The organism is Saccharothrix ecbatanensis (genome assembly GCF_014205015.1).
Classification (GTDB): Bacteria; Actinomycetota; Actinomycetes; order Mycobacteriales; family Pseudonocardiaceae; genus Actinosynnema; species Actinosynnema ecbatanense.
This window is the reverse complement of sequence record NZ_JACHMO010000001.1, coordinates 1,769,175-1,794,420: the sequence shown is the minus strand read 5'-3', so window position 1 is coordinate 1,794,420 and position 25,246 is coordinate 1,769,175. Positions and strand designations below refer to the sequence as shown.

Sequence of the window (25,246 nt, the reverse complement as noted above, 5' to 3'; positions counted from 1 at the left end):
ACCGGTAGAGATCCACTCGCACGCTGCCCGGATACAGGCGACGGCCGGCAAGTCCTCGGCGAGCCGCGGCGCTCATTTTCTGTTATGCCAATTGACACAAGCACGCGATGATCGTTACCGTCTGCCCGTGGACGAAGGCAGGAAGCGGGGACGGCCCCGCAAGGACCCGGCGACCCTGGCCCGGTGGACGCCGCCGGAAGGCTGGTCGCGGCTGGTCGCCTGGATCTCCCCGGAGGAGAAGAAGGCGCTCAAACACGTCGCCGTCGAGGCCGACGTGTCGGTGGCGGACCTGGTGCGGGCACTGGCGAGCGGCCTGGCCACCGGCGCCATCACCCACGAAGAACTGGTCGGGCACGTCCTGAGAGGAAAAGTGGTCATGGAGAAGATCCCCACGCTCTTCGAGCGCGACGAGCGCTTCCACGTGGTCGACCGGCCGCGTGCCGAGTGCGCGTGGGTCTTCGAGGGCGCCGGTGTCGGCACCGAGAAGCTCGACGGGACCAACGTCCGCCTCACCGTGCGCTCCGGGCACCTCGTCCGGGTCGAGAAGCGGCGCAACCCCGACAAGGCCCAGAAGCAGCGGGGGATCGTGGACGGCTGGTACGTCGACACCGACCCGGACTCCGGCGAGGACAAGTGGATCCTGGCCGCCGCGGGCAACACCGACGTGTCCGGCTGGTCCGACGGCGAGCACCCGTGCGAGGCGCTCGGCCCGCGCATCCAGGGCAACCCCCTGGCGTTGACCGACCACCTGTGCGTGCCGTTCGACTTCCAGGCGCCGGAGCTACCCGAGGTCCCCCGCGACTACCACGAGCTGCGGGACTTCCTCGCCGACCTGGAGAGCCGGTACTCGCCCGGCCACCTCGCCGAGGGCATCGTCTTCCACCACCCGGACGGCCGCCGCGCCAAGATCAAGCGCAAGGACTTCCCGCGCGCGGCGTAGGAGCGGCGTGTGGTGTCGGGCCTCTGGTTGAAACTCAGGTCGAGGATTCGGGAAGTCCGTACTCCTGCCGCTCGGCGGCGGTGAGCGTGCGGAACACGTGGCTCTTGGCCACCGAGATCAGTTCGTCGGGCTGGAGGTGGTCCCACACCCAGACCACGCCGTCACCGCCGGCCGTGAGGACGTGCCTCCCGTCCGGGGAGAAGGTCGCCCAGATCAGCGGGGCGCCGTGCCACAGCTCACAGACGGACTTCCCGGTGGCCATGTCCCACACCACCGCCGTTCCGTCCGCCGACGCCGTGACGATCCTGGCCCCGTCGGGTGAGAACCTCGCGCTGCCCAGCTTGGACCGATGACCGGACAGGACCGACTGTTCGGTTCCGTCGTCCGCGGTCCACACCCTTGCCGTCGCGTCGTCCGACGCGGTGACGATCAGGGAGCCGTCCGGCGAGAACTCCGCGTAGTTGACCGCGTTTCCGTGTCCGGTCAGGGTCAGCAGCAGTTCACGCGTGTCCGCGTCCCACATTCGAGCGGTGGCGGGGCCGACCGCCGCGACGATGCGAGTGCCGTCGGCGGACAACATCGCCGAGCGCACCGATTCGTCCTCACCGGACGGGATGTCCACGAGCGGCGATCGGAGCAGGGTCGGCCCGCCCGACGGTTCGCGGGCGCCGCTCACGCCCCACACCTTGACACCGCCCATGATGTGGCCGCCGAGGCCCCGGCCGCCGGCGCAGGTGATGACCCGGGTGCCGTCCGAGGAGAACGTCGCCATCGCCACCGGGCTGTCGTGGCCCTCGATCGTGTACTCCAGCTCGCCGCTCGCGCTCCACACGCCGCTGCTGTAGTCGGCTGAGGCGGTGACGATTCGGGAACCGTCCGGCGAGAACGCGGCGAATTCCACCTGCTCGTCGTGCCCGGTGAGGGACAGGACCGGGGAGCCGTCGGCGGCGTGGACGACGTTGGCGGTCGAGCCGGCGGCCGTGAGGATGCGCGAACCGTCGGCCGAGACGCAGGCCGAGAACACCGGGGCGTCATGGACGATCGGCAGGACCGCGCCCCATTCCGTGGTGCTCCACAGCCGGACCACCCCGTCCTCGTCACCGGTGGCGATCGTCGTGTCGTCGGGGGAGAAGGCCGCCGAGAGCACCACCGAATGGTGACCGGCCAACGGGAAGAGCAGGGACCCGTCGGTCGCGTCGCAGACCACGGCCGCGCCGTCGTGCGCCGCCGCGACGATCATGCTGCCGGCAGTGGAGAACGCCGCGGAATACACCTCGCCCGCCTGCACGTCGAGCATCACGGGCTGTTCGGGCCGGGCGACGTCCCACACGAGCGCGGTGCCGTCCGCGCTGGTAGTGACGACGTGCGACCCGGTGGGCGAGAAATTCACGCTGTGGACGGCATGCCCCGGGTCGTGCCCGTCCAGTCTGAGCACGTGTCGCAACTTTCGCGATTTCTTCACCGACCAGACGTACGCCGCCGCGTACAGCGAGCCGGTGACGACATGGTGCCCGTCCGGGGAGAACGCGACGGAGAATCGCTTGTTCCGGCCTGTTCCCGCGGCGATGCCCCCGTTGCCGGGCGGCGCTTCGACGTGTGTCACCACCGCACCGTCGACCGCGTCCAGCAGCACGAGCCGCTCGTCCGACGACAACACGGCGATCAGACGCCCGTCGGGTGAGAAGGTGGCCCAGTAGACGGGGTGCGTCCACGGGTCGGGGTGCTGTTCGAACAGGACACGTCCGTTGGTCGCGTCCCACACCCGTACCGTCTTGTCTTCCGACGCGGTCACGATACGGGCGCCGTTCCTGGAGTACTCGGCCGAGCGAACCTTCGCCGAATGTCCGCTGAGCACAAGGACTTCGCGCCGGTCCTCGACACTCCAGACCCGCGCGGTGGCGTCGTCCGAAGCGGTCAGGACGCGAGTTCCGTCCGGGGAGAAGGTCACCGAGTTCACGGCTCCGTCGTGCCCTTCCAGGTACCCGCGGACCCTGGAGACCCGAACGGCCGCATCGAGAGCGCCGATGGCTTCCGGCGTCGGCGCGTACTCCTCGATCGCGGCCAGTGCCACCAGCACGCCACGTTCGGGGTCGTGCTCCAAGTGCGCCGGCACGCGGCTCGCCGCCAGCGCGGACTCACGGCGCAGCGCCGCGAGATCACGCGCACGTGAGCTGTCGACGAAGTCCCGCAACAGGATGTGCGACCCCTCCGGTGCGTGGTCGAGCCAGCGCACCGCCGTGGCCAGCCGCTCGCCTCGGAGCAGGTACGAGTCGGGCCGGCCCGCCCGGTCCCAGTCGCGCGCCAGCCGTTCCAGCTCGGCCTGGGTGCGCAAGGCCTGACGCGACGCGGTGATCGCCTCACGAATCGGCGGCCACGCCCCAGAACAACGTCTCGTGCGCGACCCGTGCGACGGCCGATCCGCCCGCGCTGTCGGTGCTCAGCAGCCGCGCCTCCACGAACGCGTCGACCACGTGCCGCTGAGCCTCGCTGAAGGTCTCGACGGCGACCGCTCGGCCGAGCGGTTCGTCGTGCTCGTCGACGGCGACGAGCCGGAGCAGCGCGGGGATGATCGCTTCCCCGTGCCCGGCCGACCTGAGTGCCTCCTGGACCTCGTCAGCGCGTTGCCGAAGAGCTCCTTCGACCCCGCCGAGCGCCAGGTAGGTTTCACCGGTGATCAGCCCGTCGGGCCGGCGCTGCTGGTGGAGCTGCTGCAACGCGTACCCGAGGAGGGGCAGCGCCTCCCCTGCCCCGGTCTCCTCGACCATGCGCTGGACGAGGCCCGGGTCGAACCTGATGCCGGCCCGGTGGGCAGGCCCCTCGATCACCTCCGGGAACCGCGAACGCGGGAGTGGTCCCACCACGATCGGCTCCCGCACCAGTGCGGCGAGATCCGGGTCGCGCGCCATCGACCCGAGGAACTCGGATCGGAGTGTGCACACGACCTGCACGTTCGGATCCTTGTGGGGAGTGCTCAGCAGGATGTTCATGAACTCGGCGTGGTCGCTCCCACCCGCGTCTTCCGGGCGCAGGAGCTGCTCTGCCTGGTCCACGACCAGCAGCACCGCCGTGGCGCCGCCGCGCCCGACCGTCAGGTCCTTCATCAGCTCGGCGACCTCGGCGGGGTCCGCACGCAGTCGGCGTTCGATCGCGACGCGGTCGTTCGGGGATCCCGACCGGGCGACGGCCAGTGCCCGTGCCAGCGCCGACACCGGCCGGGGCCCGGGGTTGAACGGGTCGACCACGACCCAGTCGTCACGCCGGAGCAGCTGCGGCACGAGTCCCGCCCGGACGACCGACGACTTGCCGCTCCCGGACGGTCCGACGATCGACAGGAACGGCCCGCTCTGCTGCCTGCGTCTGGCCTCCACGCGGTTGAGGAGGTCGCCCACCAGGTCGGACCGGCCGAAGAACACCGCCGCGTCCGCCGGGCCGTATGCCGCCAGACCGGGATACGGCGAGCGTTTCGAGTCCCAGTCGAACGATCTCGACGGGTCGACGCCCCGGTCCCTCATCGCGGCCCACAGCCGTGCGTAGCCGAGGTCGCCCTCAGCCGCCACGTCAACCCATTGCACGTCGTTGAGCAGGGAGTGCGTTACCGCTCCGCTCATGCGGACCGGGAAGACCGGCTTTCCGGTCGACCGCGCCAGCGCGATCTCGGCGAAGCACCACTTCGAGTCCACCGATGGTTCCGTTGCCACGAAAAGAACAGCGTCGGCCCGGCGCAGCGCCGAGTAGAGCTCGGCCTCCCAGTTCCGTCCGGCCGGAATGCCCTGATCCGGGTCATAGTCGAGGAAGACGGCGTCGAAGCCCTCGTCAGCCAGCCGCCGCCGGACGTCGTCGACAACCGAGCGGTCCTCACTGCTATGACTCAGGAACAGCGACGCCATGGCAAAAGACGGTACTCGCCGGAGGGTGCTCCTCGGAGGCATTGAACCGGCGACCCGCGTGGACGGAGCCGAAAGGCCCCGTCCACGAATCCGGTCAGTCGCCGAGCCAGCCCAGGTCGGCGCTCGGGTCGAGTTCGACCTGCTCGGCGATCCGGAGGATGTCGTCACGGGTCAGCGCCGGGCCACCCGGCGAGTCGAGCACCGTGCCGCCGTTCACGGTGAGCCACCGGCCGTCGCCGAGATCTGCGGTGAGCACCCAGTCGGTCCGGTACCCGGGCTGGGTGGACGTGTCCCCGCTGGGCTTGGTCAAGCGCGCGGCCACCCCTCGGACGGTCACCGCCTCGCCTCCGGCTGCCGACCCGGGGGCGATCGTGCCGTACCGGACGGAGACGTAGGCGGCCATCGTCCGTTCCGCGAAGAGGCTCGCCTCCCAGGAGTCCGGCGACTCGCCCTCCACGGTGGCGAACAGGGTGGAAACGCCGCCCGGCAGCGGATCGGTGTGCAGCGGCAGGTGCAGCCGCGTGTCGTCCGGCTGGACCGAGCGTGCGATGCGGAACAGGTCGTCCTCGGACAAGCCGAGTTCCGGCGCGGTGAGCATCAGCTTCGTCTCCGGTTCGACCTGCCACGTGATGGTCGTCCGGCCGTCGTAGTAGCCGGTTTTGCCGTTGATCTCGACCGGGCGGCCGGGGTCGACCTGCGCGGTCCCGTCCGGGTTCACGAAGATGGGCGGCGCCGGGGGCGCCTTGTCCTGCGGCGAGGTGTAGGCGGTCAGGCCGAGGTTCGCGATCTCCTCGGCGGGTGTGGTCTTCCAAGTCCGCGTCACGCCCACTTTGGGGTGATCGGAGGTGAGCGGGACGCTGCGCTGCCACTCGGTCAAGCCGGGCGGCAGCCAGGTCGGCTTGTAACGCAGCGGAGCCGTGGCCGCGCCGGGCGACGGCGCCGCGGTGGTCGACCCGGGCGACCCGGTCGACGGCGCGGCGGATGACGGCGCGGTCGGTGACGTGGCCACTCCGACGTCCGCCGACTCCCGCAGGACGACGGTCGGCACGGCCACGGCCACCGCGACGGAGGCCGCCGCCGCCACGGTGACGAGCATCCGGGTCCGCTGCACGCGCGCCTTGCGTGCGGCACGCGCGGGCAGCGCCGCCCGGATGCGTTCCGGGTCGACAGCGACCTCTTCCTGGCGCCGCACGGCGTCCCGGATCAGGTCATCGATGTCGTTGTCCACCTGCACTCCTCTAGATCCTGACCCGGTGGGCGGGCAGCGCGGCACGCAGCGTGGCCAGCCCTCGTGAGAGATAACTGCGGACGGTCCCGGTCCGACAGCCGAGGTAGTCGGCGATCTGCTCGTCGGACAGGTCCTCGTAGTACCGCAACGCGATCGCCGCCCGTTGTTTCGGCGGCAGCCCGGCGATCAGCCGGCGGGTGAGGTCGCGGTCGTCGACGGCGTCGGTGCGGTCGGGGACGTGCGGCGCGAAGCCGTCGAGGGTCTCCTTCGGCAACAGCACCACGTGCGCCGCCTTGCGCCGCCGCCACGACAGGAACTCGTTGAGCACCATGCGCTTGACGTACTGCTCGGGCGCGTCGAGTCCCCCGATCCTCGACCACCGGGCTTGGGCCCGGACGAGGACCTCTTGCGTGATGTCCTCGGCCAGGTGCGGGTCCCACGTCACGACGGTGGCGTACCGGACCAGCGCGCCGAGCCGTAAGGCGACGAACTCCTCGAAGGTCACGAACTCTCCTGCGACAGGTCGAACAGGGCAATCCCCAAACGCATCGAGGCCGTCGTTCCGTTGCACGCAACAAACGGCGGCCCCCGTCGCGTCTTCTTCCGGGCGACGCGGGCGGTCCGCGTCCCCTCCTTCACCGAAGGTGGACGACGTTGAGACATGGGATGCGCAGGTCGACCGCCGCGGTCGTCACGATGGTCGCGGCCGCCGTGGTCGGCACACCGCCGGCCGACGCCGCCGAGCCTCCACCGGCGGTGGTCGGAGCGGCGGAGCAGCGGTGGGTGACTCTGGTGACCGGGGACCGGGTGCTCGTCGACGGACCCGCGGGCGGTGAACAGGTCGTGCGGGTGATCGCCGGTGAGGGCCGGGCGGACATCACCTTCGCGCGCGACGTCAAGCCCGGAGCGGTGCACGTCATCCCCAGCGACGCCGCGCCGCTGGTGGCCGCGGGCCGCGTCGACCGGAGGCTGTTCGACGTGTCGCTGCTGGCCGGCGCCGGGTACGACGACGTGAACCGGACGAACGTGCCGCTGGTCGTGACGCACGCTCCGGGCGCGCGGACGAGCGTGGCGACCGGTGTGCACCTGACCAGTCTGGGTGCCACCGCCGTCGAGGTGGCCAAGGCGGATACCGCCCGGTTCTGGGATTCGGTGACCGGGACGGGCCAACGGGCACTCGCGGCGGGCGTGACGAAGGTGTGGCTCGACGGCCCGGTGCAGCCCAGCCTCGATCGCAGCGTGCCGCAGATCGGCACACCGGCCGCGTGGGCGGCCGGGCTGACCGGCGCCGGCGTCACGGTGGCGGTGCTGGACACCGGCGTCGACGCCGCGCACCCGGACCTCGCGGACGCGGTCGTGGGCGCGCAGGACTTCACCGGCAGCGGCCCCGGTGACCGGATCGGGCACGGCACGCACGTGGCGGGCATCGTCACCGGCAACGGCGCCGCCTCGGGTGGCAGGCACCGAGGCGTGGCGCCGGACGCGAAGCTGCTCGACGCGAAGGTGATCTCCGACGACGGCTACGGGCAGGAGTCGTGGGTCATCGCGGGCATGGAGTGGGCGGTCGCGCAGCACGCCGACGTGGTGAACATGAGTCTGGGCAGCGGCATGCCGAGTGACGGCGCCGACCCCATGTCGCAGGCGGTCGACCGGCTCACCGCGGAGACCGGCACGCTGTTCGTGGTCGCCTCGGGCAACAGCGGGCCGTTCGAGCAGTCCGTCGAGAGCCCGGGCGCGGCCGACGCGGCGCTCACCGTCGGCGCGGTGGACCGGGACGACACCCTGGCGCCGTTCTCCGGTCGCGGCCCCCGGACCGGCGACGACGCCGTGAAGCCGGACATCACCGCGCCCGGCGTCGACATCGTCGCACCGCTCGCGGACGGCTCCCGGCTCGCCGAGCAGTTCCCGGCGGTCGACGGGCGCTACGTGGCACTGTCCGGCACGTCGATGGCCACGCCGCACGTCGCCGGCGCAGCCGCGCTCCTCGTCGGAGGGCACCCCGCCTGGGACGCGGACGAGTTGAAGCCCGTCCTCATGGGCAGTGCCGTGCCGAAGGACGGGTCGAGCGTCCACGAGCAGGGCGCCGGGCGGATCGACGTGGCCCGCGCGGTCGCGCAGCAGGTCCACGCCACCCCTGCGAGCATCGGCCACGGCGTGATCCCATGGCCGCACGACGACGACCAGCCCCTCCCGACCACGCTCACCTACCGCAACACCGGCGCGGAGCCGGTCACGTTGGACCTGTCGGTCGACGTGCGCGGTCCGGACGGCGCCCCGGTCCCGGGCCGGATGTTCACCCTCGACCGGACCTCCGCGACCGTCCCGTCTGGAGGCAGCGTCGACGTCGTGCTGACCGTGGACACCTCGGTCTCCGCACCGTATGGCGCCTACGAGGGGCAGGTCGTGGCGACCGGCGGGCAGACCTCCGTGCGCACGCCGATCGCCGTCACCCGCGAGGCCGAGAGCTACGACGTGAAGCTGACCATGGTGGATCGGGCCGGGAACCCGACGCCCGACTACTACGTCCGCTTTGTCGACCTGGCCGTGCAGGACGAGGTCACGCCGTACCACGAGTCGGGGACCGTGGTGACGCGGTTGCCCGCCGGCACCCACTTCCTCCACGCGATGATCAGATCGTTCGACGGCACGTGGATCAACTCCCTGATCGCCGAGCCGACCGTCGTGGTCGACCGCGACACGAGCTTGGTCCTGGACGCCCGGGAGGCACTGCCGATCGGCGTCGAACTGGACGAGCCGGACGCCGAATCGGCCACCGGCGAGGTGTCGGCGCTGCGCACGGCGGCGTGGGGACCGACAGGAGAGATCCACATCGGCGACCCGGACCACATCCACGTCCGACCGTCCTCCACCACCGCACCGGCCGGGCAGTTCACCTCGTCGGTGCAGATCGAGGCCGCGCGGCCGGACGGTTCCGGCCGCTTCACCGGCAGCCCGTACCTCTACCACGTCAAGTGGTCGCAGGACGGTCGGGTGCCCGGTGACCTGGTGCGCCGGGTCAGGGACAGCGAACTCGCCACCGAGCACACCCGGATCGCGGCGTCCGCACCCGACCAGTGGGCGGCCAAGGACTTCTTGGTCGACCTGAAGACCCCGGCCACCCTGACCGAGCGCTACTCCCCCGGTTTCGCCTGGTCCCCTGCCCTCTACCTCTACGGCGCCCCGCCGCCGCCCTCGCCCGACACCTTCCGGCTCCCGTCGGCCCGGATCTCCGGCGCACCCGTGACCTTCCGGCCCGGCGAGCACCGCGTCCAACGGTGGAACGTGGGCGTGTTCGGTCCGGCTTTCGCGGACGACCCGGTGCTCCAGACGCGTGGGCCGCACGTCAGGCGTGCCGGTGACACGATCGACTACAACCTGTGGCTGTTCACCGACCAGGGCGCCACGCACTCGGGCATCGCGTACCAGCGCACCGGTCCCACCAGGCTGTTCCGCGACGGGCAGTTGGTCGGCACGTCCGGCACCGGCGGCAGCTTCACGGTGCCCCCGGAGGAGGCGACCTACCGACTGGAAGCCGACCACGCGCAGACCGTCGCCACGGTCTCCACCAACGTCACCGCCGCGTGGACGTTCCGCTCGGGTCACGTGCCCGGTGCGGAACCCGCAGCGCTGCCGCTGATGGCGGTGCGGTTCGCGCCCGACCTGGACGAGCACAACCAGGCCAGGTCCGGCCGCCTGTTCACGGTGCCGGTGTCCGTGCAGCGGCAGGCGGGCGCTTCGTCCGCCACCCTGCGCAACCTGACCGTGCAGGTGTCCTACGACGACGGCGGGACCTGGCGACCCGCGACCGTCACCGGGTGGGGATCACGGCAGGCGGTCGTGCTGCACCACCCGCACGGCGCTGGTGCGGTGTCGTTGAAGGCCCGTGCGTCCGACAGCGAGGGCAACACGGTCGAGCAGACGATCATCCGGGCGTACACGCTGACCTGACCGCGGATCTCCGGGCAGCAACGGGCGCCCGTTCAGGGGCAGGCGCCCGTTCCCGCCGGCGCTCCTTCCGGCCCGCCGCTCCCGGGCCTGACCGGAACCGGGTCACCTGGACCGCGAGAACCGGTCCCCCTGGCTCTTGACGGTGGAACGGCCGGTGAAGTTCGCTATGGGAGAGCGCTCTCCCGGATTGCCGACGATCCGCGGCCGGTGGCACACCGGTCGCGGGTCCAACCCTGCCTGGAGTCGTCATGCCCGAAGCGCTCGCCCGGCAACGCCGCCGGGTCCTGCCCCTGCTCGTCATCCTCGCCGCCCTGATCGCGGGGCAGGTCGCCGCGATCTCCTCCGAGGCGCGGGCGGCCGGAGTCCTGTTGTCCCAGGGCAAGGCGACCACCGCGTCCTCCGTCGAGAACGGCGGCACCCCGGCTTCCGCCGCCACCGACGGCAACACCGACACCCGCTGGTCCAGCGCGTTCACCGACCCGCAGTGGGTGAGCGTCGACCTGGGCGCCACCGCGACGCTGGACCGCGTGGTGCTGAGGTGGGAGGCCGCGTACGCGACCGCGTTCCAGCTCCAGACCTCCGCCGACGGCACCACGTGGACCACCGTCCACACCACTGCCAACGGCGCCGGCGGCGTGCAGGACATCCCCGTCACGGGCGCCGGCCGGCACGTGCGGATGCTCGGCACGGCCCGCGCCACCGGTTACGGCTACTCGCTGTGGGAGTTCCAGGTCTACGGCACGACCGGCGTCAGCACCGGCACGCCCATCTCCCAGTACAAGCAGGTCACGGCCTCCACGTGGGAAGGCGGCAACGCGCCCGCAGCGGCGCTCGACGGTCGCGCGAACACCCGCTGGTCCAGCCAGTTCGCCGACAACCAGTGGCTGCGCGTGGACTTCGGCGGCGTCGCCACCGTGAACCGGGTCGAGCTCACCTGGGAAGGCGCGTACGCCAAGGGCTACCGGATCGAGTTGTCCAACGACGCGGTGACCTGGACCCAGGTCTACTCGACCACCACCAGCGCCGGTGGCACGGAACGCCTCACCGTCGGCGGCACGGGCCGCTACCTGCGGTTGTTCGCCACCACACGCGCCACGGGCTACGGCGTCTCGCTCTGGGAGTTCCAGGTCTTCGGCGCCGTCGACACCTCCGCGAGCACGCCGCCGCTGCTGTCGCCGCCGACCAAGGCGCCGGCGGTGACGGGCCGGTTCGCCCTGACCGCGCCGGCCGACAACGCGATGATCACCGGCACCCGTCGTCCGGCGTTCTCGTGGGCCGCCGTGCCGGGCGCGGCGCGCTACCAGGTCTGGCTCAACATCAGCCGCACCGACTACGACTTCGCCGCGTCGGGCAACCTGATCGACCTGTACACCAAGGTCGCCGAGCCCACCGGCACGAGCTACACCCCGTCGTGGGACATCGCGGACCGGTGGACGTATCGCTGGTTCGTGGTGGCGGTGGACGGCTCCGGCACGACCACCGCGTCGAACATCCGCACGTTCAGCCTGTACCTGCCGACGTTGACGACCGTGGACGACGGTGTGCGGGTGGTGAACGGCAGCCGTGACCTGAACAGGAACGGCACGATCGAGCCGTACGAGGACTGGCGACAGCCCGTGGAGACGCGGGTGAACGACGTGCTCGGGCGGATGACGCTCGAGGAGAAGGCGTACCAGATGTTTTACAACGCCCAGGTGTTCCCCCGGTCGGGGTGGCACTTCGGGCCGGCGGAAGCGCAGGACCTGCACAACGCGCTGCTCGGGTCGACCGGGACGCGGCTCGGCATCCCGTTCGTGACGGCCGGCGACACCATCGCCGGGTACAAGACCACTTATCCGTTGCAGAGCGCCTTGGCGGCGGCGAAGAACTACCCGTTGGACTACAAGCTCGGCGACATGCAGCGGCGTGAGCAGTTGGAGGTCGGCGCGCGCGGGGTGCTGGGACCGTTGGCCGAGGTCGGCACGAAGGTGCTGTACCCGCGCATCCAGGAGGGCAACGGCGAGAGCTCGGAGGTCGCGTCGGCACAGGTGCGGGCGTTGGTGGCGGGCCTCCAGGGCGGGCCGGAGCTGAACCCGGCGTCCGTGCTGGCGACCGTGAAGCACTGGCCGGGTGAGGGCGCGGGCGGTGAGGCGTTGATCGTGTACGACGCGGTGACGATCAAGTACCACACGGCGCCGTTCCGGGCCGCGATGGAGGCCGGCGCGGTCAACATCATGCCGGGCTACGCGGGCAGTTCCCTGCTCGATCCCGGCGGTCCGGGCGCCGGGGACAGCGCGAAGATCCTCGCGTACCTGCGGCAGAACCTCGGGTACACCGGCCTGATCACGACCGACTGGCTGCCGTCCGGCTCGTGGGTCGGCGCGGCGAACGCCGGCTCCGACGTGATGGGTGGCGCGGATCCCGGAGCGGCCGGGTTCACCATGGGGGGATTCACCTCGGCGGTGCCGGCGGCGCGGATCGACGACGCGGTGCGCCGCGTGCTGCGGCTGAAGTTCAAGCTCGGGATCTTCGAGAACCCGTACGGCGACCCGGTCAACGGGCCGTACCGGTTCCACAAGCCCGAGTACGCGGGCTTGGCCAACCAGGCGTCGCGTGAGGCGATGACGTTGTTGAAGAACACGGGTGGTGTGCTGCCGGTGCGGCTCAACCGCGGTGACAACATCGTGGTGGCCGGTCCGCGTGCCGACGACACGGCGGCGTGCTGCATCTGGACCAGCTACTTCCACCAGGAATACGGCTCGCAGACCATGCTCGAAGCGATCCGCGGACGTGCCGCGCAGGCCGGGGTGAACGTCCACAAGGACACCGGGCCGTCACCGAAGCTGGCGATCGTCGCCGTCGGTGAGCCGTCCTACACCCACGCGACGAGTTGGCCGAACGAACGGCCGTACCTGCCGCCGGACCAACTCGCCCTGATCCAGGACTTCCACCGGCAGGGCATCCCGGTCGTGGTCGCCCTGGTCCTGCCCCGCCCGTACGTCATCACCGAGTGGCACGACTTGGCGAGCGCGATCGTCGTGACGTACCGCGGCGGCGAGGAGATGGGGCCTGCTTTGGCTTCGTTGCTGTTCGGGGACTACACGCCGACCGGCAAGCTGCCCTGGCAACTGCCCCGCGCCCTGTCCGACGTCCTGCGTCCCGGCGGCACCGACACACCGGCCGATGCCGTCGAGCAGTGGGACCTCCCCTACGACCTCGGCGCGACCGCCGCCGAACGTGCCGACATCCGCGCCCGGATCGACGCGGGCCAACCCGTGCCCAGCACCTACGGGACCCCGCTCTACCCGTTCGGGGCAGGCCGAACCACCTGGTAACACTTCCCACCGCTCGGCGAAGGTGCCGAGCCGGGACCGGGTATCGGCCCGATCCGCCTCACAAGCCGGGAAACTCCGCGTGGATGTCGCCGCCGAACAGCTTCCAGTAGAAGGAGTTCATCTTCGCGGCGGCAGGTGCGTGCCGGCTCAGGATCGCGGCCACGGCGGGCGGCACGTCGTCCGGGATGTGGCCGGCGGCGCACCGGCGTACGTACTCGTTGCGTGCGACCGGGGCGCCGCCGGCCGGCACCGGCACCCCGCAGACGTCGGTCACCAGCCAGTTGACCAGTCGCATCGCGGCGTAGCCGGCGTCGTGGGTGGCGTGGCGTTCGGCGAAGTCACGCTCGACATCGGACAGGTCGAAGTGCGGCGACGTGGCCAGTCCGAAGTCGCAGAGGTAGATCCGTTCCCCGTCGGTGCGCATGTTGCCGAGGTGTGCGTCCATGTGCAGCAGCTCTCGACCGCGCAGGAACGTCACGATCTGCGCGAACTGCCGCTCGACTGCCGCGGCCTTGCCCACCGGGTCCTCCCGCAGCCACTCCGGCACCGGGTGCGGGATGTATTCGCAGAACAGCATGAGGCTGGACGATGCGGCGGCCAGCGCTTCGAGGCGGACACGCACGGACGGGTGGCCGCCCAGAGCGGCGACAACCGCGTCGACGTCGGCGTGCTCGGCAGCGATCGGCGAACGGCCGGGTAGCACCCGCCAGTGGTAGAGCACTGGGAACGACTGCGTCTGGCCGGCCAGGACGGCGTCGGTGACGACCACGTTCGCGGCCAACTCGCGCCACGCGTTGAACCCGGGGCTGACGATGCCGTACTGGCAGAACACAGGCAGGTCGAACAGGTTCGCGGTGGAGTCGGGGTGGGCGAGCTCCAGGTCGGTCAGCGGGATCCGCTTGACGAACACCGGCACGCCGTCGACGTCGAGGACCGCCGAGCCGCCGCCCACACCCACGCCGCCGACCCGACCCGTGTCCACGAGCTCGGCGAGCTCGACGTCGCCGCAGGACGCCAGGAAGGTCGCGAGTCTCCGGTGACGGGCGTTCCTGGTTGGCGTCATGGCTCAACTGTGCCACCGACCACGCTGTCGACCGGTCCGGATATTCTCAGCACGGCTGGGGCGGTCCAATGGGGGGACTTCAAGATGAGACGCTTGGTGTTGTCGGCGATCCTGCTTTGTGGCGCGTGCACCGCCGCACCGGCCCCGCCGCCAACACCGTCCGACACCGGCACGACAACCACGACGACGACCATCACCACCACGACCGCCTCGCCCGGTGAGCTGGCACCCCTGCGGGTCAAGGCCGCCACGCTCCCTGCCGACGCCCTGGCCGATCTGGGCGCCAAGGAAGTCACCGAGGAAGGTCCGTGGACCAAGTGGGGTATACCCACGACGTGCGAGACGTCGCGCCCGGACAGTCGGGACGAGTTCGGCTATTACGTCTACCACGCCAGGAACTGGGAGGGTCCGGACTTCGGCTTCCACCACGGAGTTGCGTGGTTCAAGGAACACGACGGGGCGGCCGTCGTAGCGAAGATCCGGACGTTCGCGGAGTCCTGCGAGCAGTACGTGGACCGTGAGTACTCGGGCTCGGACCAGCCGATCGCCCTCACCCCGTTCGACATACCGCCGCTGCCGGGGATCAACGCGGCCTACGGCTACTGCGAGGCCAACGACGAGTTGGCTGCCTGCTGGGCCGTGCTGTCCGGAGGAGATCTGGTGTCGATCGCCGTGATCGGCGGCATCCCGCACCAGGACGAAGCCGTCGGAATCCTCCTGGACCTGCTCCCGGCGGTGGCCGAAAAGCTGGCGAACTAACGGCGACGATCACCGGTTGAACCACGCGGTAGCGCTGGGTGACCGGGATCCGGCCGCCCAGCGCAGTCCGCTGATCACCCGGAGATCTAGCGACCCCAGAGCCGCCAGGTCTGGTTGAGCGGGCTGCTCTGGTTGGCGGGGTTGCAGGTCCACTGGTGGATCGAGGCGCCTGCGGCGGTGGAAATCTCGCTGACGTCGACGCACTTGCCGCTGTGCCGGGCCACGAGCTGGTAGTCGTGCGGATCGTTGCCCGAGTAGGTGACCTTGCGCAGCGCGAACTGCTGGTTCTGCGCGCCGGCGACGCAGCTCCACTGCTGCACCGCAGCGCCGTCGGCGGAGGACACGCCGTTGACGTCGAGGCACTTGCCGGTCTGCTGGTTGACCACGGTGTACGTGTTGGCAACTCCGGCGACCGGGCGGAAGTTCCACAGCTGCTGGTCGCCGCCCTCGCAGTAGAACTGCTGCTGACGGTTGCCGTCGGCGGTGCCCAGGTCCGTGTTGTCCAGGCACTGCTGCGAGTGCTGGGCGACGGCCACGGACTGGAAGCCGGCGTCGGACGGCGGCAGGAGCGTGACGGTGAAGGAGTCGTCGGCGTTGCTGTGGGGCAGGTTGACCGTCGTGGCGTTGCCGGACAGCGTCACGACGGAGTTGCGGATGGTGACCGGTCCCTGGACCGCGCCGCCGCCGTTGTACGGGATGCGTTGGACCACCACCCGCACCTGGTTGTTCTGCACGATCCCGCTGGTGATGTCGAGTCGCTGGAGGTTGACGGCGATGTTGCCCGTGGTGCCGCCACCGCCGACCAGGATCTTCGCGACACCGGGCGTCTTCGTGGCGAACGCGTCGTAGGCCGGGCTGGGCGTGACGGAGACGATCTGCCCGGTCTGCGAGCCGTAGTAGCGGTAGACCCACCACTCGCCCTTGGGCAGGTGCTGTCCCGCCGAGTTGCGCGTCAGGAGGTTGGCCAGGTCGTTGTGCAGGTTTCCCGCGCTGCCCCAGTGGGCGCGCAGGCCGTCGGCCCCGGCTCGTTCCAGGCGTGCGATGTACCAGGAGCCGTCACCGGGGTTCTGCTCGGTCGTCCAGCCGTACTCGTTGATCTGGTACGGGCGGGGGTGCGGAATGCCCCGAGCGTCGAGAGTGGCGTTCGCCGCGGCCACGTTCGCCACCGGGTCGCCGGGCAGGGAGTGCCAGCTGATGATGTCCGGGACCGTGTTGGACGAGCGGATGAAGTTGAGGTACTGGTTCCACCACGTCCCGTTCGTCGTCGGCACGCCCGCGAAGCTCGGGCCGACGATCAACTGCTCCGGGAACGCGGCCCGGACGCGGTGGTACGTGCGGCGCCACAGCTCGAAGTACTGCGCTTGCGACCGGTTCCAGAACGCACTCAGGTTCGGCTCGTTCCACAGGTCCCACTGCACCGGGACGCCCGTCGCCCGCACGTCGTTGATCAGGCGGGTGAGGAAGTTGTCGTAGTCGGTCCAGTTGCCGTTGTCGCCCGGGAAGCGGGAGATCGGGTAGCTGTCCGCGCCCCAGAGGTCGTGGGGCAGCAGGATGAACTCGCCGCCGAGCGACCGGGTGCGCAGGAGCTGGGCGCGGGTCGCGTTCCACCGGCGGTCGTACTTGCCCGAGACCCAACCGCCGGGGCCGTCGAGCTGGGCGCCGCCGGCGCGCATGGACTGGAACTTCACGTCGCGGTAGAAGTGGTCCGCGGGACCGGCCGCGTCCTCGGTCATGCCGTAGATCCACCCGGAGGCCCGGTAGGTCGGGGAACCGCCGGCGACGGCGAAGTTGACGGAGATCGATTCGTCGCCGGCCAGGGCGGCCGGTGCGGGTGCCACCACCGCCGATATCGCGGATGCGACGACCGCGATGACCACGGCGAGTCCACGGCCTCGTCGTCGTGCGGGTGTGAGGGACATGCATGACTCCTTTGTCAGACGTGTGCAGGGTTGGGGATTCCACAACGGACCCCGGTGCCCCGGGAAGGAGACCGGGTCGGTTCGTCTACCCCGCTGACGTGGCGGGGTGTTCCGGAGCGCCGTCGGTCAGTCGGGCCTCGGCCTCCGCGGCGAGCAGCAGGTAGGCGCTCGCGGTCCAGGTGTAGGCGCGGTCGCGCAGGCCCTCCCCGGTGAGCGCGTCGAAGTTCTCGGCGAAGCCGCTCTTCTCGCACACCGCCCGGAAACGTGCGCTGACCTGGTCGGCGAGTTCGACCGCCCCGCCACGGCGCAGGCCGTCCTCGATGAGCACGGTCGACGGCGCCCACACCGGGCCGCGCCAGTAGCCGTCGGCCTCGTAGTGGGGCGAGTCGGGCCGTTCGGTGGCCGGGCCGACCGCGGTCAGGTGCCGGGCGACGCCCTCGGCGAGCTTCGCGTGCACGTCCTGGGGCAGGTCTGCGCCCAGGACGACGGGCATGAGGTCGAGCAGGCTCGCCGTGGCGCGTGTTGTGCCGTCAAGGGCTCGGCTGGTGAACGCCGACCCGTCCCACAACGTCGTCAGCATCGCGTTCAGCATGGTTTCGGCCTCCCGTTCCCACCGCGTCGCGGCGGCCGGGTCGCCGATCTCCCGGGCCAGCCGGGCCAGTTCCCCCATCTGCACCACCAGGAACGCCGCCAGGTCCGCGGACTGCACGAGCCGCTGCTCGTCGAAGATCGTGGAGTTGTCCCAGCCGCTGTCGTTGCCGTGCTCGTAGTGCGGGAACGGCTGGTCCGGCGCGCGGCGGTGGTCGAGCCAGAACGTCGTCCACGCCTCCAGTTGCCGGTACAGCACCGGAAGCTCGGCGACCGGGATGCCGCCCGGCAGCTTCGACCGCAGCTTGCCCACCGCCCAGCCGTGGATGGGTGGTTTGACGAAGTTGTGCAGGACCTCCGCGTGCGTGATCGAGTCCGGCAACGCACCTTCCGTGGTCTGGTGGTCGAACACGACCTGGAGCTGGTCCCACGCCAGTCCGGGCGCTCCCGGTGCGAGCGCGAGGGCGTTGAAGCAGTGGTCCCAGCTCCAGACCTTGTCCATCCAGTTCTTCGACATCAGCACCGCGGGACGGCCGAGGAAGCCCGCCGGGCTCACCGTGGCCGACCACAGCACGTAGCAGGCGAGTTCGGCGGCCGGGGTGCGGTCGGAGCGCCACGGCGCGACCTCGTCCGCGAACCGGTCGAAGGAGCGCCGCGAGGCGGCCACCACGTCGGAGAACGTCGCGGTGGTGGAGAACCGCCCGCGGGTGGTCGTCATCTCCTCCACCACGAGTTCCCACTCCCCGCCGTCCCCGCCGACGACGACCGCCCGTTCCGCCGTGCCGAGCGCGGAGCCACCGGCTGAGACCTCCTGTCCGGCCAACACCGTCACCCGGTAGCGGTGCCCGGTCTCGTAGGAGGTGAAGACGTACGACGAGGTGACGGGGTCGCGGAAGAAGTGCGTTCCGGTGAACGGGGTCAGGGTGTCGTCCGCCGCGGCGATGCGCAGGCCGAGGCCGTCGCCGGAGATCCGGAGCGCCGAGGGTGACTCGAACGCCGCCGCGACCCTCGCCCGGCCCGCGCTCCAGGTGAGCAGCGCGGGGTTGGCGTTGACCTCGACGGGCACCCTGGCGCCGGCCAGCATCGGCACCAGCGACAGCACCGCGTGCATGCCGTTGCGGTGGGACACGAGGTGCAGGTCCTCGGCGTAGGCGGCGAGCCCCACGACCGCGGAGATGCCGAACCACGCCCCCGAACAGCTGAACGGGATCTCCCGCACCGAGAAGTCGTCCACAAAGGTCCCTTTCAGTCCTTGACCGCGCCCGACGTGATGCCCGCGGCGACGAAGCGCTGGGCCAGCACGAGCAGCACGGTGGCGGGCACGGAGGCGACCACGGCGGTGGCCATGATCGCGTTCCACTCCTGGTTGTTGTTGCCGATGTAGCGGTAGATGCCGAGCGTCAACGGCTGCATGGAGCCGCCGCTGTCCAACGTCGCGGCGAACACGAAGTCCGACCACGCCCACAGGAACGCGAACAGTCCGGCGGTGACCACCCCGTTGCGGCTCGCGGGCAGCACCACGGACCAGAACGTGCGGAACGCGCCCGCGCCGTCGATGCGCGCGGCCTGCACGATCTCGTCGGGCACCGCGGCCATGAACGAGGTCAGGATCAGCACGGCGAACGGCACGGCGATCGTGGAGTCGGCGAAGACCAGGCCCCACACCGTGTTCGTGATGCCGAGCTGGACGTAGATGCCGTACAGCCCCAGCGCCATGATGATCCCGGGGATCATCTGCGCGACCAGCAGCACGAACGTCAACGGTCCCCGACCGCTCGGGCGCAGCTTCGCCAGCGAGTACGCCGCGGGCGCGGCCAGCACCAGCGTCAGCACCACGGTCCCGAGCCCGACCAGCAGGCTGGTCCCGAAGTACGGCAGCTGCTCGTCCAGCACCCGCGCGTACCCGTCGAACGTCGGGTTGCGCGGGAACAGGTCCGGCGGCGACTTGCGCATCGCGCCCGGCGGCGTGAGCGAGACGTTGACCATCCAGTAGACCGGGAACAGCATCACGGCGGTGAGCAGCAGGCCCACCGCGGTGCGCCACCACGAGCGCGTCACGACGCCTCCTGGTGGCGTTGCACCCGCACGTACACCAGGCCCGCGACCACGGCCAGCAGGATGAGCACGTTGCCGACGGCCGAGCTGGGCCCGAAGCGGGGCAGCATGCTGCCGAACCCGAGTTCGTAGGACCAGGTGGCCAGGGTGGTGGACGACCCGCTCGGGCCGCCGCGCGTCATGATCCAGATGATGTCGAAGACCTTCAGCGTGTAGACCAGGCCCAGCAGCAGCGTGACCGTGGAAACGGACCGCAGCATCGGGAACGTGACATGCCGGAACGTCTGCCAGGAGCTCGCACCGTCCAGCGCGGACGCCTCGTGCACCTCGGCGGGGATGTTCCGCAACCCGCTGTAGAGCACGACGAGGTTGAACGGGATGCCGATCCAGATGTTGGCGACGATCACCGACACCAACGACCAGTCCGGCGACGTCAACCAGTGCACGCCGTCGATCCCGAACCACGACAGGGCCGCGTTCACCACACCGGCCTCGCTGTTGAACATCCACGCCCACGTCGACGCCGACACGATCAACGGCAGCAGCCACGGCACCAGGAACAGCGCCCGCAGCGTCGCCGACAGCCGGAAGTTGCGGGAGAAGAACACCGCCAGCGCCAACCCGATCGCGTACTGGAACACCAGCGACACCACCGTGAACACGACCGTGTTGAGCATTGCGGTGCGGAACACCGGGTCGGCGAACACGGCCGTGTAGTTGGCCAGTCCGATCACCGGCGCGCCCCCGTGCACGAAAGTCCGCACGGTGTAGTCACGGATGCTCAGGTCGACGGTCGTCAGCAGCGGATAGCCGTAGCACAGCAGCAGGTAGGCGACGAGCGGGACGAGGAACGCCCAACCGACGAGGTTTCGGCGGACCACCGCTCTACTTCGCCGACGCCGCGGCACTCTGTGCGTCCTTGAGCGCGTCCGCGGCGGGCTTCGACCCGGTCAGCACCGCCTGCACCGCGGTCCACAAAGGCTGCGAGATCCGCGGGTAGCGGGTGCCGAGGCCGTCGCCGGTGCGTCCCTTGGCGGCCTGCACCGCGTCGACCCACACCGCCAGCTCCGGCTTCGCGGCGACCTGCTGCTGTTGCACCGATCCGATCGCGGAGACGTAGGTCAGCGCCGTGTCCGTCGCCAACACGGTGTCCGCGCTGGTCAGGCAGTTGGCGATCTTCGCCGCGGTCGCCTCGCGGTCCGCGGAGCCCTGCACCGGCACGGTGACGAACTCGCCGCCGGTCGGCGCGGGCGCGACGCCGCCGTCACGGGACGGGATCGGCATGACGCCGTACTCGAAGCCCAGCTTCGCCGCGTTGCCCAACTGCCAGGTGCCGTTCTCCGCGAACGCGTACTCGCCGGTGGCGAACTCCTGCCAGCTGGTGGTCTGCGTGTTGCCCACGACCGAGTTCGGCGCGTACCCCTTGTCCAGCCAGGACTTCCACAGCTCCACCGCCGCCACGGCCCCAGCCGAGGACAGGTCGGTCAGCTGCGCCCCCGCACCCCAGAACCACGGCAGGAACTGGAAGGAGCCCTCCTCGGTGCCGATGGCGGAGAACGTGATGCCCTTCTTGCCCGCGCCCGCGACCTTGGCCAGGGCGGCGTCCAGCGACGTCCAGTCCGTGAGCGACGCCGGATCAACGCCGGCCTGCGCCAGCACCGCCTTGTTGTAGTAGAGCGCCAGCGTGTTCGCGCCGATCGGCACCCCGTAGGTCTTGCCGCCCGCCTCGCCGGCGGCCACCAGGTTGGGCGACGCCTGCGACGCGTCCAAGCCGGTGTCCTGGTTGGCCTTCAGCACCCCGGCCTCGGCCAGCGTGGACACCACGGGGTTGTCCACGACCAGCACGTTCGGCGCGGTGCCCTGCTGCGCGGCGAGCAGGACCTTGTTCGTCAGGTCCGAGGTGTCGTACGCCTGGCGCTCGACCTCCACACCGGCCTCCGCCCCGCACTTCTCGATCACCTTCGCCCACTCCGACGTCCCGTCGAACTGCGGGTACGGGTCCCACACCGCGAACGGGCCGGCGGTATCACCACCCGTTTCCCCTGCGGAGGAACACGCGGTCAGGGACAGTCCCACCGCGACCAGGGCGACGGTCACGCGTCGACTGAACGGGGAGCGCTTCATAGGGGTAGTCCTTCCAGGCGGCGGCGCTGACAACTGGAATGTCCGTCTGTCATCGAACCGGTTCGACCGCGCAATGTTTCGCCAACGTATCGGTAGGGGGTAACCGGCGCAAGACTTGGTTTCCGATACCATCAGGACCTGTCGAACCGGTTGGACGGAGAGCACATGAACATCGGTGAGATCGCCAAGCGGGCCGGCGTGTCCCGCAGCACGGTGTCCTATGCGCTCAGCGGGAAGCGGCCGGTGTCGACCGCGACCGCGCAGCGCATCAACAACGTGATCGCCGAGCTGGGCTACCGGCCCAACGCCAGCGCACGGGCACTGGCCGAGGGGCGAACCCGAACGTTGAGCCTCGTGATACCACCCGCGAGCAGGCGGCTGACCGACGTGCAGCTGGGCTTCGTGGCGAGCGTCGTGGAGGCGGCGGCCAAGCACGACCTCGACGTGCTGCTCTCACCCAGCGGCGGCGACCACGACCGGTCCTTCGAACGCGTCGTCACCGGCCGCCGGGTGGACGGCGTGATCCTGATGGAGATCCTCGTCGACGACCCGCGGGTGGCCCGCCTGGAGCAGGAAGCCCTGCCGTTCGTGACCATCGGGCACGTGGAGCGCCCGGGTGCCTCGTCGTGGGTCGACGTCGACTACGCGGAACTGATCAACCGCTGCGTCCACCACCTCGCCGACCTCGGCCACCGGAACGTCGTGCTGATCAACCGGTCCGACGAGCTCGTCGCCGCCGGCTACGGCCCGGCCATGCGCTCCACCACCGGATTCCTCGCCGCCGCCGAGCAGCGCGGCCTGACCGCGCACACCGCGTGCTGCGCCGACGAACCCGCGGCCGGCCTGGCCTGCTTCGAGGACATCCGCAGCCGGTGGCCGGACGTGACCGCGGCCGTGACGATCAACGAAGCCGCGCTGCCCGGTCTCCAACGAGCCCTGCGTCACGCGGGCCTCGACGTTCCGGGCGACTTCTCCATCACCGGCGTCATCGCCAACCGCCTGGCCGAGGACTTCCACCCACCGCTGACCGCCGCCGACGTGCCCGCCGAGGAGATGGCCCGACTCGCCGTCGACCTGCTCGTGGAACGGATCGCGGACCCCGACGCGCCGCACCGCAACGCGCTCCTGCAGCCGGGCATCACCCTGCGGTCGAGCACCGGGGCCCGACACCGGTAGCTCGTGGTCGAATCGGTTCGACCCGTGTGACAAAGCTGCGCCGGAACCGCACCTCCTCGCGCGCGCCCGAAACCTGATCGATTCACCAAGACACATCAGATCACTGCCGCCTGATTCGCCACCCTGGACCGCACCCCTTCACACGACCTACAGGGCTCTGACCGGCAACGAGTACGCCAGACGGTCTTGACGCAGCCGTAACAGACATCATATCTTTCCGAGGCTCGTCAGACCGTCTGTCCGTCAGGAGGCGATCCGTGATCGAAGAGCCGGCAGCGCAGCTGGACCGTCGCGCCGTTCTGCGAAATTCGGCCATTGCGGCAGGGGCCGCAGCGGTGGGTCCGCTCGCCTTCCCGACCGGCGCCGCCGGTTCACCACACACCATCGCGGAGGCGAGCAGCGTGCAGGCCGCCGGGAACCTCCAGAACCTCCAGCAGTCGTTCGTGGACATGCGGTTCGGGATGTTCATCCACTACAACATGTCGACGTACAGCGATCAGGAGTGGGCCTCCCCCAACCTCGACCCCCGGTTGTTCGCCCCGACCGCGCTGGACTGCGCGCAGTGGGCGGCGACCGCGAAAGCGGCCGGCATGTCGTGGGCCGCGTTGACCACCAAGCACCACGACGGCTTCTGCCTGTGGCCGACCAAGCAGACCGGCTACAACGTCGTGAACAGCTCCTACCCGCACGACGTCGTCCGCGAGTACGTGGACGCGTTCCGCGCGCAGGGCCTCAAGGCGGCCTTCTACTTCTCCATCTGGGACCGCACGCAGGGCGTCGCGGACGGGTCCGTGAGTCGCGCCGACATCGACTTCACCAAGAACCAGCTCACCGAACTGCTGACCGGGTACGGCGAGATCCCGGTGCTGGTCATCGACGGCTGGGCCTGGCAGATGGGCCACCGGGCGGTGCCGTACCAAGAGATCCGGGAGCACGTCAAGGCGCTGCAACCGGACTGCCTGATCGTCGACCACAACGGGCAGACCGAGCCGTGGGAGAACGACGTCATCTACTTCGAGGAGCCCAAGGGCATCTGGGCGCCGTCGAACAACACCTATGCGGCGACGCAAGGGCAGAACATCGTCAGCACCGGCTGGTTCTGGCACCCGCGGGGATCCAGTTACGGGTCCACTGTGGACTCTCCGACGATGACTCCGGATGCCATCGTCAACGGGCACATCAAGCCGTTGGAAGCCAGGTATTGCTCGTTCCTGCTGAACTGCATGCCGAATGCCGAGGGCAAGCTCGACTCCCACATCGTGGCCACCCTGCGACAGGTCGGCACCATGTGGACGCCGGACACGTCCCGGCCCCCGCTGCCGCCGCAGCCCGACGTGCTGCACCACCCGGTCACCCCGATCACCGCCACCGCGACGAGCGGGACGGCGGCGAACGCCATCGACGGCAAGCTGGACTGGGTGGGCGGAAGGGCCGTCGAGAGCTGGTGGCAGTCCAGTGGACCGCTGCCGCAGTCGGTCACGATGAACCTCGGCTCGACGTACTCGAACATCGACGCGCTGACCTACTTGCCCCGCCAGGACAGGAACAGCTCCGGCACGACGACCACCACCGGCAACATCACCGGGTACCGAGTGCTGACCAGCACGGATGGCACGACGTTCCGCGAGGCGACGAGCGGGACGTGGGCCGCGACCAAGGCGTTGAAGTACGCCCGCTTCGCGCCGGTCAGCGCGCGGTACGTGCGCCTGGAAGCGACCGCCACGGTCGGCGGCGGGAACGCGATCGTCAACGAGGTCGACTGCGGCGGCATCGCCGCCCGCCCTGTCTCCGACGGCAGCGGTCCGGGATACCGCAAGCTGGTCAACCGGCGCAGCGGCAAGGTCCTGGACGTGAGCGGCGGCTCGACGGAAGACGGCGCCGCGATCGTGCAGTGGACCGACAACGGTGGCACCAACCAGCAGTGGGAACTCGTGGACGCAGGTGACGGGTACGTCAAGGTGGTGAGCAGGCGCAGCGGCAAGGTCCTCGACGTGACCGGCGGGTCGATGGATGACGGGGCGCCGGTCGTGCAGTGGCCGGACGGCGGCGGCGCCAACCAACACTGGCGGGTCGTCGATGTCGGTGACGGCTACGTGAAGTTGGTCTGCCGCCGGAGCGGCAAGGTCCTCGACGTGACCGGCGGCGTCAGCACCGACGGTGCGAAGATCATCCAGTACCGGGATGCCAACAGCACCAACCAGCACTGGCAACTCGTGAACGCCTGACCCGGCGGAGGGCACCACCG

Annotated in this window: 16 protein-coding genes; 6 read left to right on the top strand and 10 right to left on the bottom strand. The window is 70.3% G+C overall.

What is annotated here, in order from left to right:
* Positions 1 to 127: 127 nt before the first annotated feature.
* Positions 128 to 940, top strand: a complete 813-nt coding sequence (locus F4560_RS07895; RefSeq protein ID WP_184918165.1) for an RNA ligase family protein — start codon at positions 128 to 130, stop codon at positions 938 to 940.
* Between the two features lie 34 nt (positions 941 to 974).
* Here F4560_RS07895 and F4560_RS07890 read toward each other — a convergent pair whose 3' ends face one another.
* From F4560_RS07890 to F4560_RS07875, 4 genes are all read right to left on the bottom strand, one after another.
* Positions 975 to 3,272, bottom strand: coding sequence for a WD40 repeat domain-containing protein (locus F4560_RS07890; RefSeq protein WP_184918163.1), 2,298 nt, complete (start codon positions 3,270 to 3,272; stop codon positions 975 to 977).
* Positions 3,273 to 3,297: 25 nt separating this feature from the next.
* A complete protein-coding gene (locus F4560_RS07885; protein ID WP_184918161.1) occupies positions 3,298 to 4,827 on the bottom strand; it encodes a toll/interleukin-1 receptor domain-containing protein in 1,530 nt (509 codons plus the stop codon).
* A gap of 94 nt (positions 4,828 to 4,921) precedes the next feature.
* Positions 4,922 to 6,055, bottom strand: coding sequence for a hypothetical protein (locus F4560_RS07880; protein ID WP_184918159.1), 1,134 nt, complete (start codon positions 6,053 to 6,055; stop codon positions 4,922 to 4,924).
* 10 nt (positions 6,056 to 6,065) lie between these two features.
* Positions 6,066 to 6,560: a SigE family RNA polymerase sigma factor gene (locus F4560_RS07875; protein WP_184918157.1), complete on the bottom strand. Its 495-nt coding sequence runs from the start codon at positions 6,558 to 6,560 to the stop codon at positions 6,066 to 6,068.
* Between the two features lie 161 nt (positions 6,561 to 6,721).
* Here F4560_RS07875 and F4560_RS07870 point away from each other — a divergent pair, with 161 nt between their 5' ends.
* Positions 6,722 to 10,003, top strand: coding sequence for a S8 family peptidase (locus F4560_RS07870; RefSeq protein ID WP_184918155.1), 3,282 nt, complete (start codon positions 6,722 to 6,724; stop codon positions 10,001 to 10,003).
* A 248-nt stretch (positions 10,004 to 10,251) separates the two neighbouring features.
* Positions 10,252 to 13,317: a discoidin domain-containing protein gene (locus tag F4560_RS07865; protein ID WP_184918153.1), complete on the top strand. Its 3,066-nt coding sequence runs from the start codon at positions 10,252 to 10,254 to the stop codon at positions 13,315 to 13,317.
* A gap of 58 nt (positions 13,318 to 13,375) precedes the next feature.
* Here the strand turns inward: F4560_RS07865 and F4560_RS07860 are convergent, their stop codons facing one another.
* The gene (locus F4560_RS07860) at positions 13,376 to 14,380 is read right to left on the bottom strand and encodes a serine/threonine protein phosphatase (protein WP_184918151.1); all 1,005 of its coding nucleotides are present in this window, start codon (positions 14,378 to 14,380) and stop codon (positions 13,376 to 13,378) included.
* Positions 14,381 to 14,464: 84 nt separating this feature from the next.
* On the opposite strand from F4560_RS07860, the gene F4560_RS07855 reads away from it, so the two are divergent.
* Positions 14,465 to 15,139, top strand: coding sequence for a hypothetical protein (locus tag F4560_RS07855; RefSeq protein ID WP_184918149.1), 675 nt, complete (start codon positions 14,465 to 14,467; stop codon positions 15,137 to 15,139).
* An 86-nt stretch (positions 15,140 to 15,225) separates the two neighbouring features.
* On the opposite strand, the gene F4560_RS07850 is transcribed toward F4560_RS07855, so the two are convergent.
* From F4560_RS07850 to F4560_RS07830, 5 genes are all read right to left on the bottom strand, one after another.
* Entirely contained in the window at positions 15,226 to 17,058 is a 1,833-nt protein-coding gene (locus F4560_RS07850; RefSeq protein WP_184918147.1) for an RICIN domain-containing protein, read from the bottom strand.
* Between the two features lie 85 nt (positions 17,059 to 17,143).
* A complete protein-coding gene (locus tag F4560_RS07845; RefSeq protein ID WP_312868782.1) occupies positions 17,144 to 18,880 on the bottom strand; it encodes an amylo-alpha-1,6-glucosidase in 1,737 nt (578 codons plus the stop codon).
* An 11-nt stretch (positions 18,881 to 18,891) separates the two neighbouring features.
* Positions 18,892 to 19,653, bottom strand: coding sequence for a carbohydrate ABC transporter permease (locus F4560_RS07840; protein ID WP_184928970.1), 762 nt, complete (start codon positions 19,651 to 19,653; stop codon positions 18,892 to 18,894).
* Positions 19,654 to 19,700: 47 nt separating this feature from the next.
* Positions 19,701 to 20,582: a carbohydrate ABC transporter permease gene (locus F4560_RS07835; protein WP_312868780.1), complete on the bottom strand. Its 882-nt coding sequence runs from the start codon at positions 20,580 to 20,582 to the stop codon at positions 19,701 to 19,703.
* Positions 20,583 to 20,586: 4 nt separating this feature from the next.
* On the bottom strand, positions 20,587 to 21,825 hold the full coding sequence (locus F4560_RS07830; RefSeq protein ID WP_184918145.1) for a sugar ABC transporter substrate-binding protein: 1,239 nt from the start codon (positions 21,823 to 21,825) through the stop codon (positions 20,587 to 20,589).
* 165 nt (positions 21,826 to 21,990) lie between these two features.
* On the opposite strand from F4560_RS07830, the gene F4560_RS07825 reads away from it, so the two are divergent.
* A complete protein-coding gene (locus F4560_RS07825; protein ID WP_184918144.1) occupies positions 21,991 to 23,001 on the top strand; it encodes a LacI family DNA-binding transcriptional regulator in 1,011 nt (336 codons plus the stop codon).
* Positions 23,002 to 23,336: 335 nt separating this feature from the next.
* A complete protein-coding gene (locus F4560_RS07820) occupies positions 23,337 to 25,226 on the top strand; it encodes an RICIN domain-containing protein (RefSeq protein ID WP_221483389.1) in 1,890 nt (629 codons plus the stop codon).
* The last annotated feature ends 20 nt before the right edge of the window (positions 25,227 to 25,246 follow it).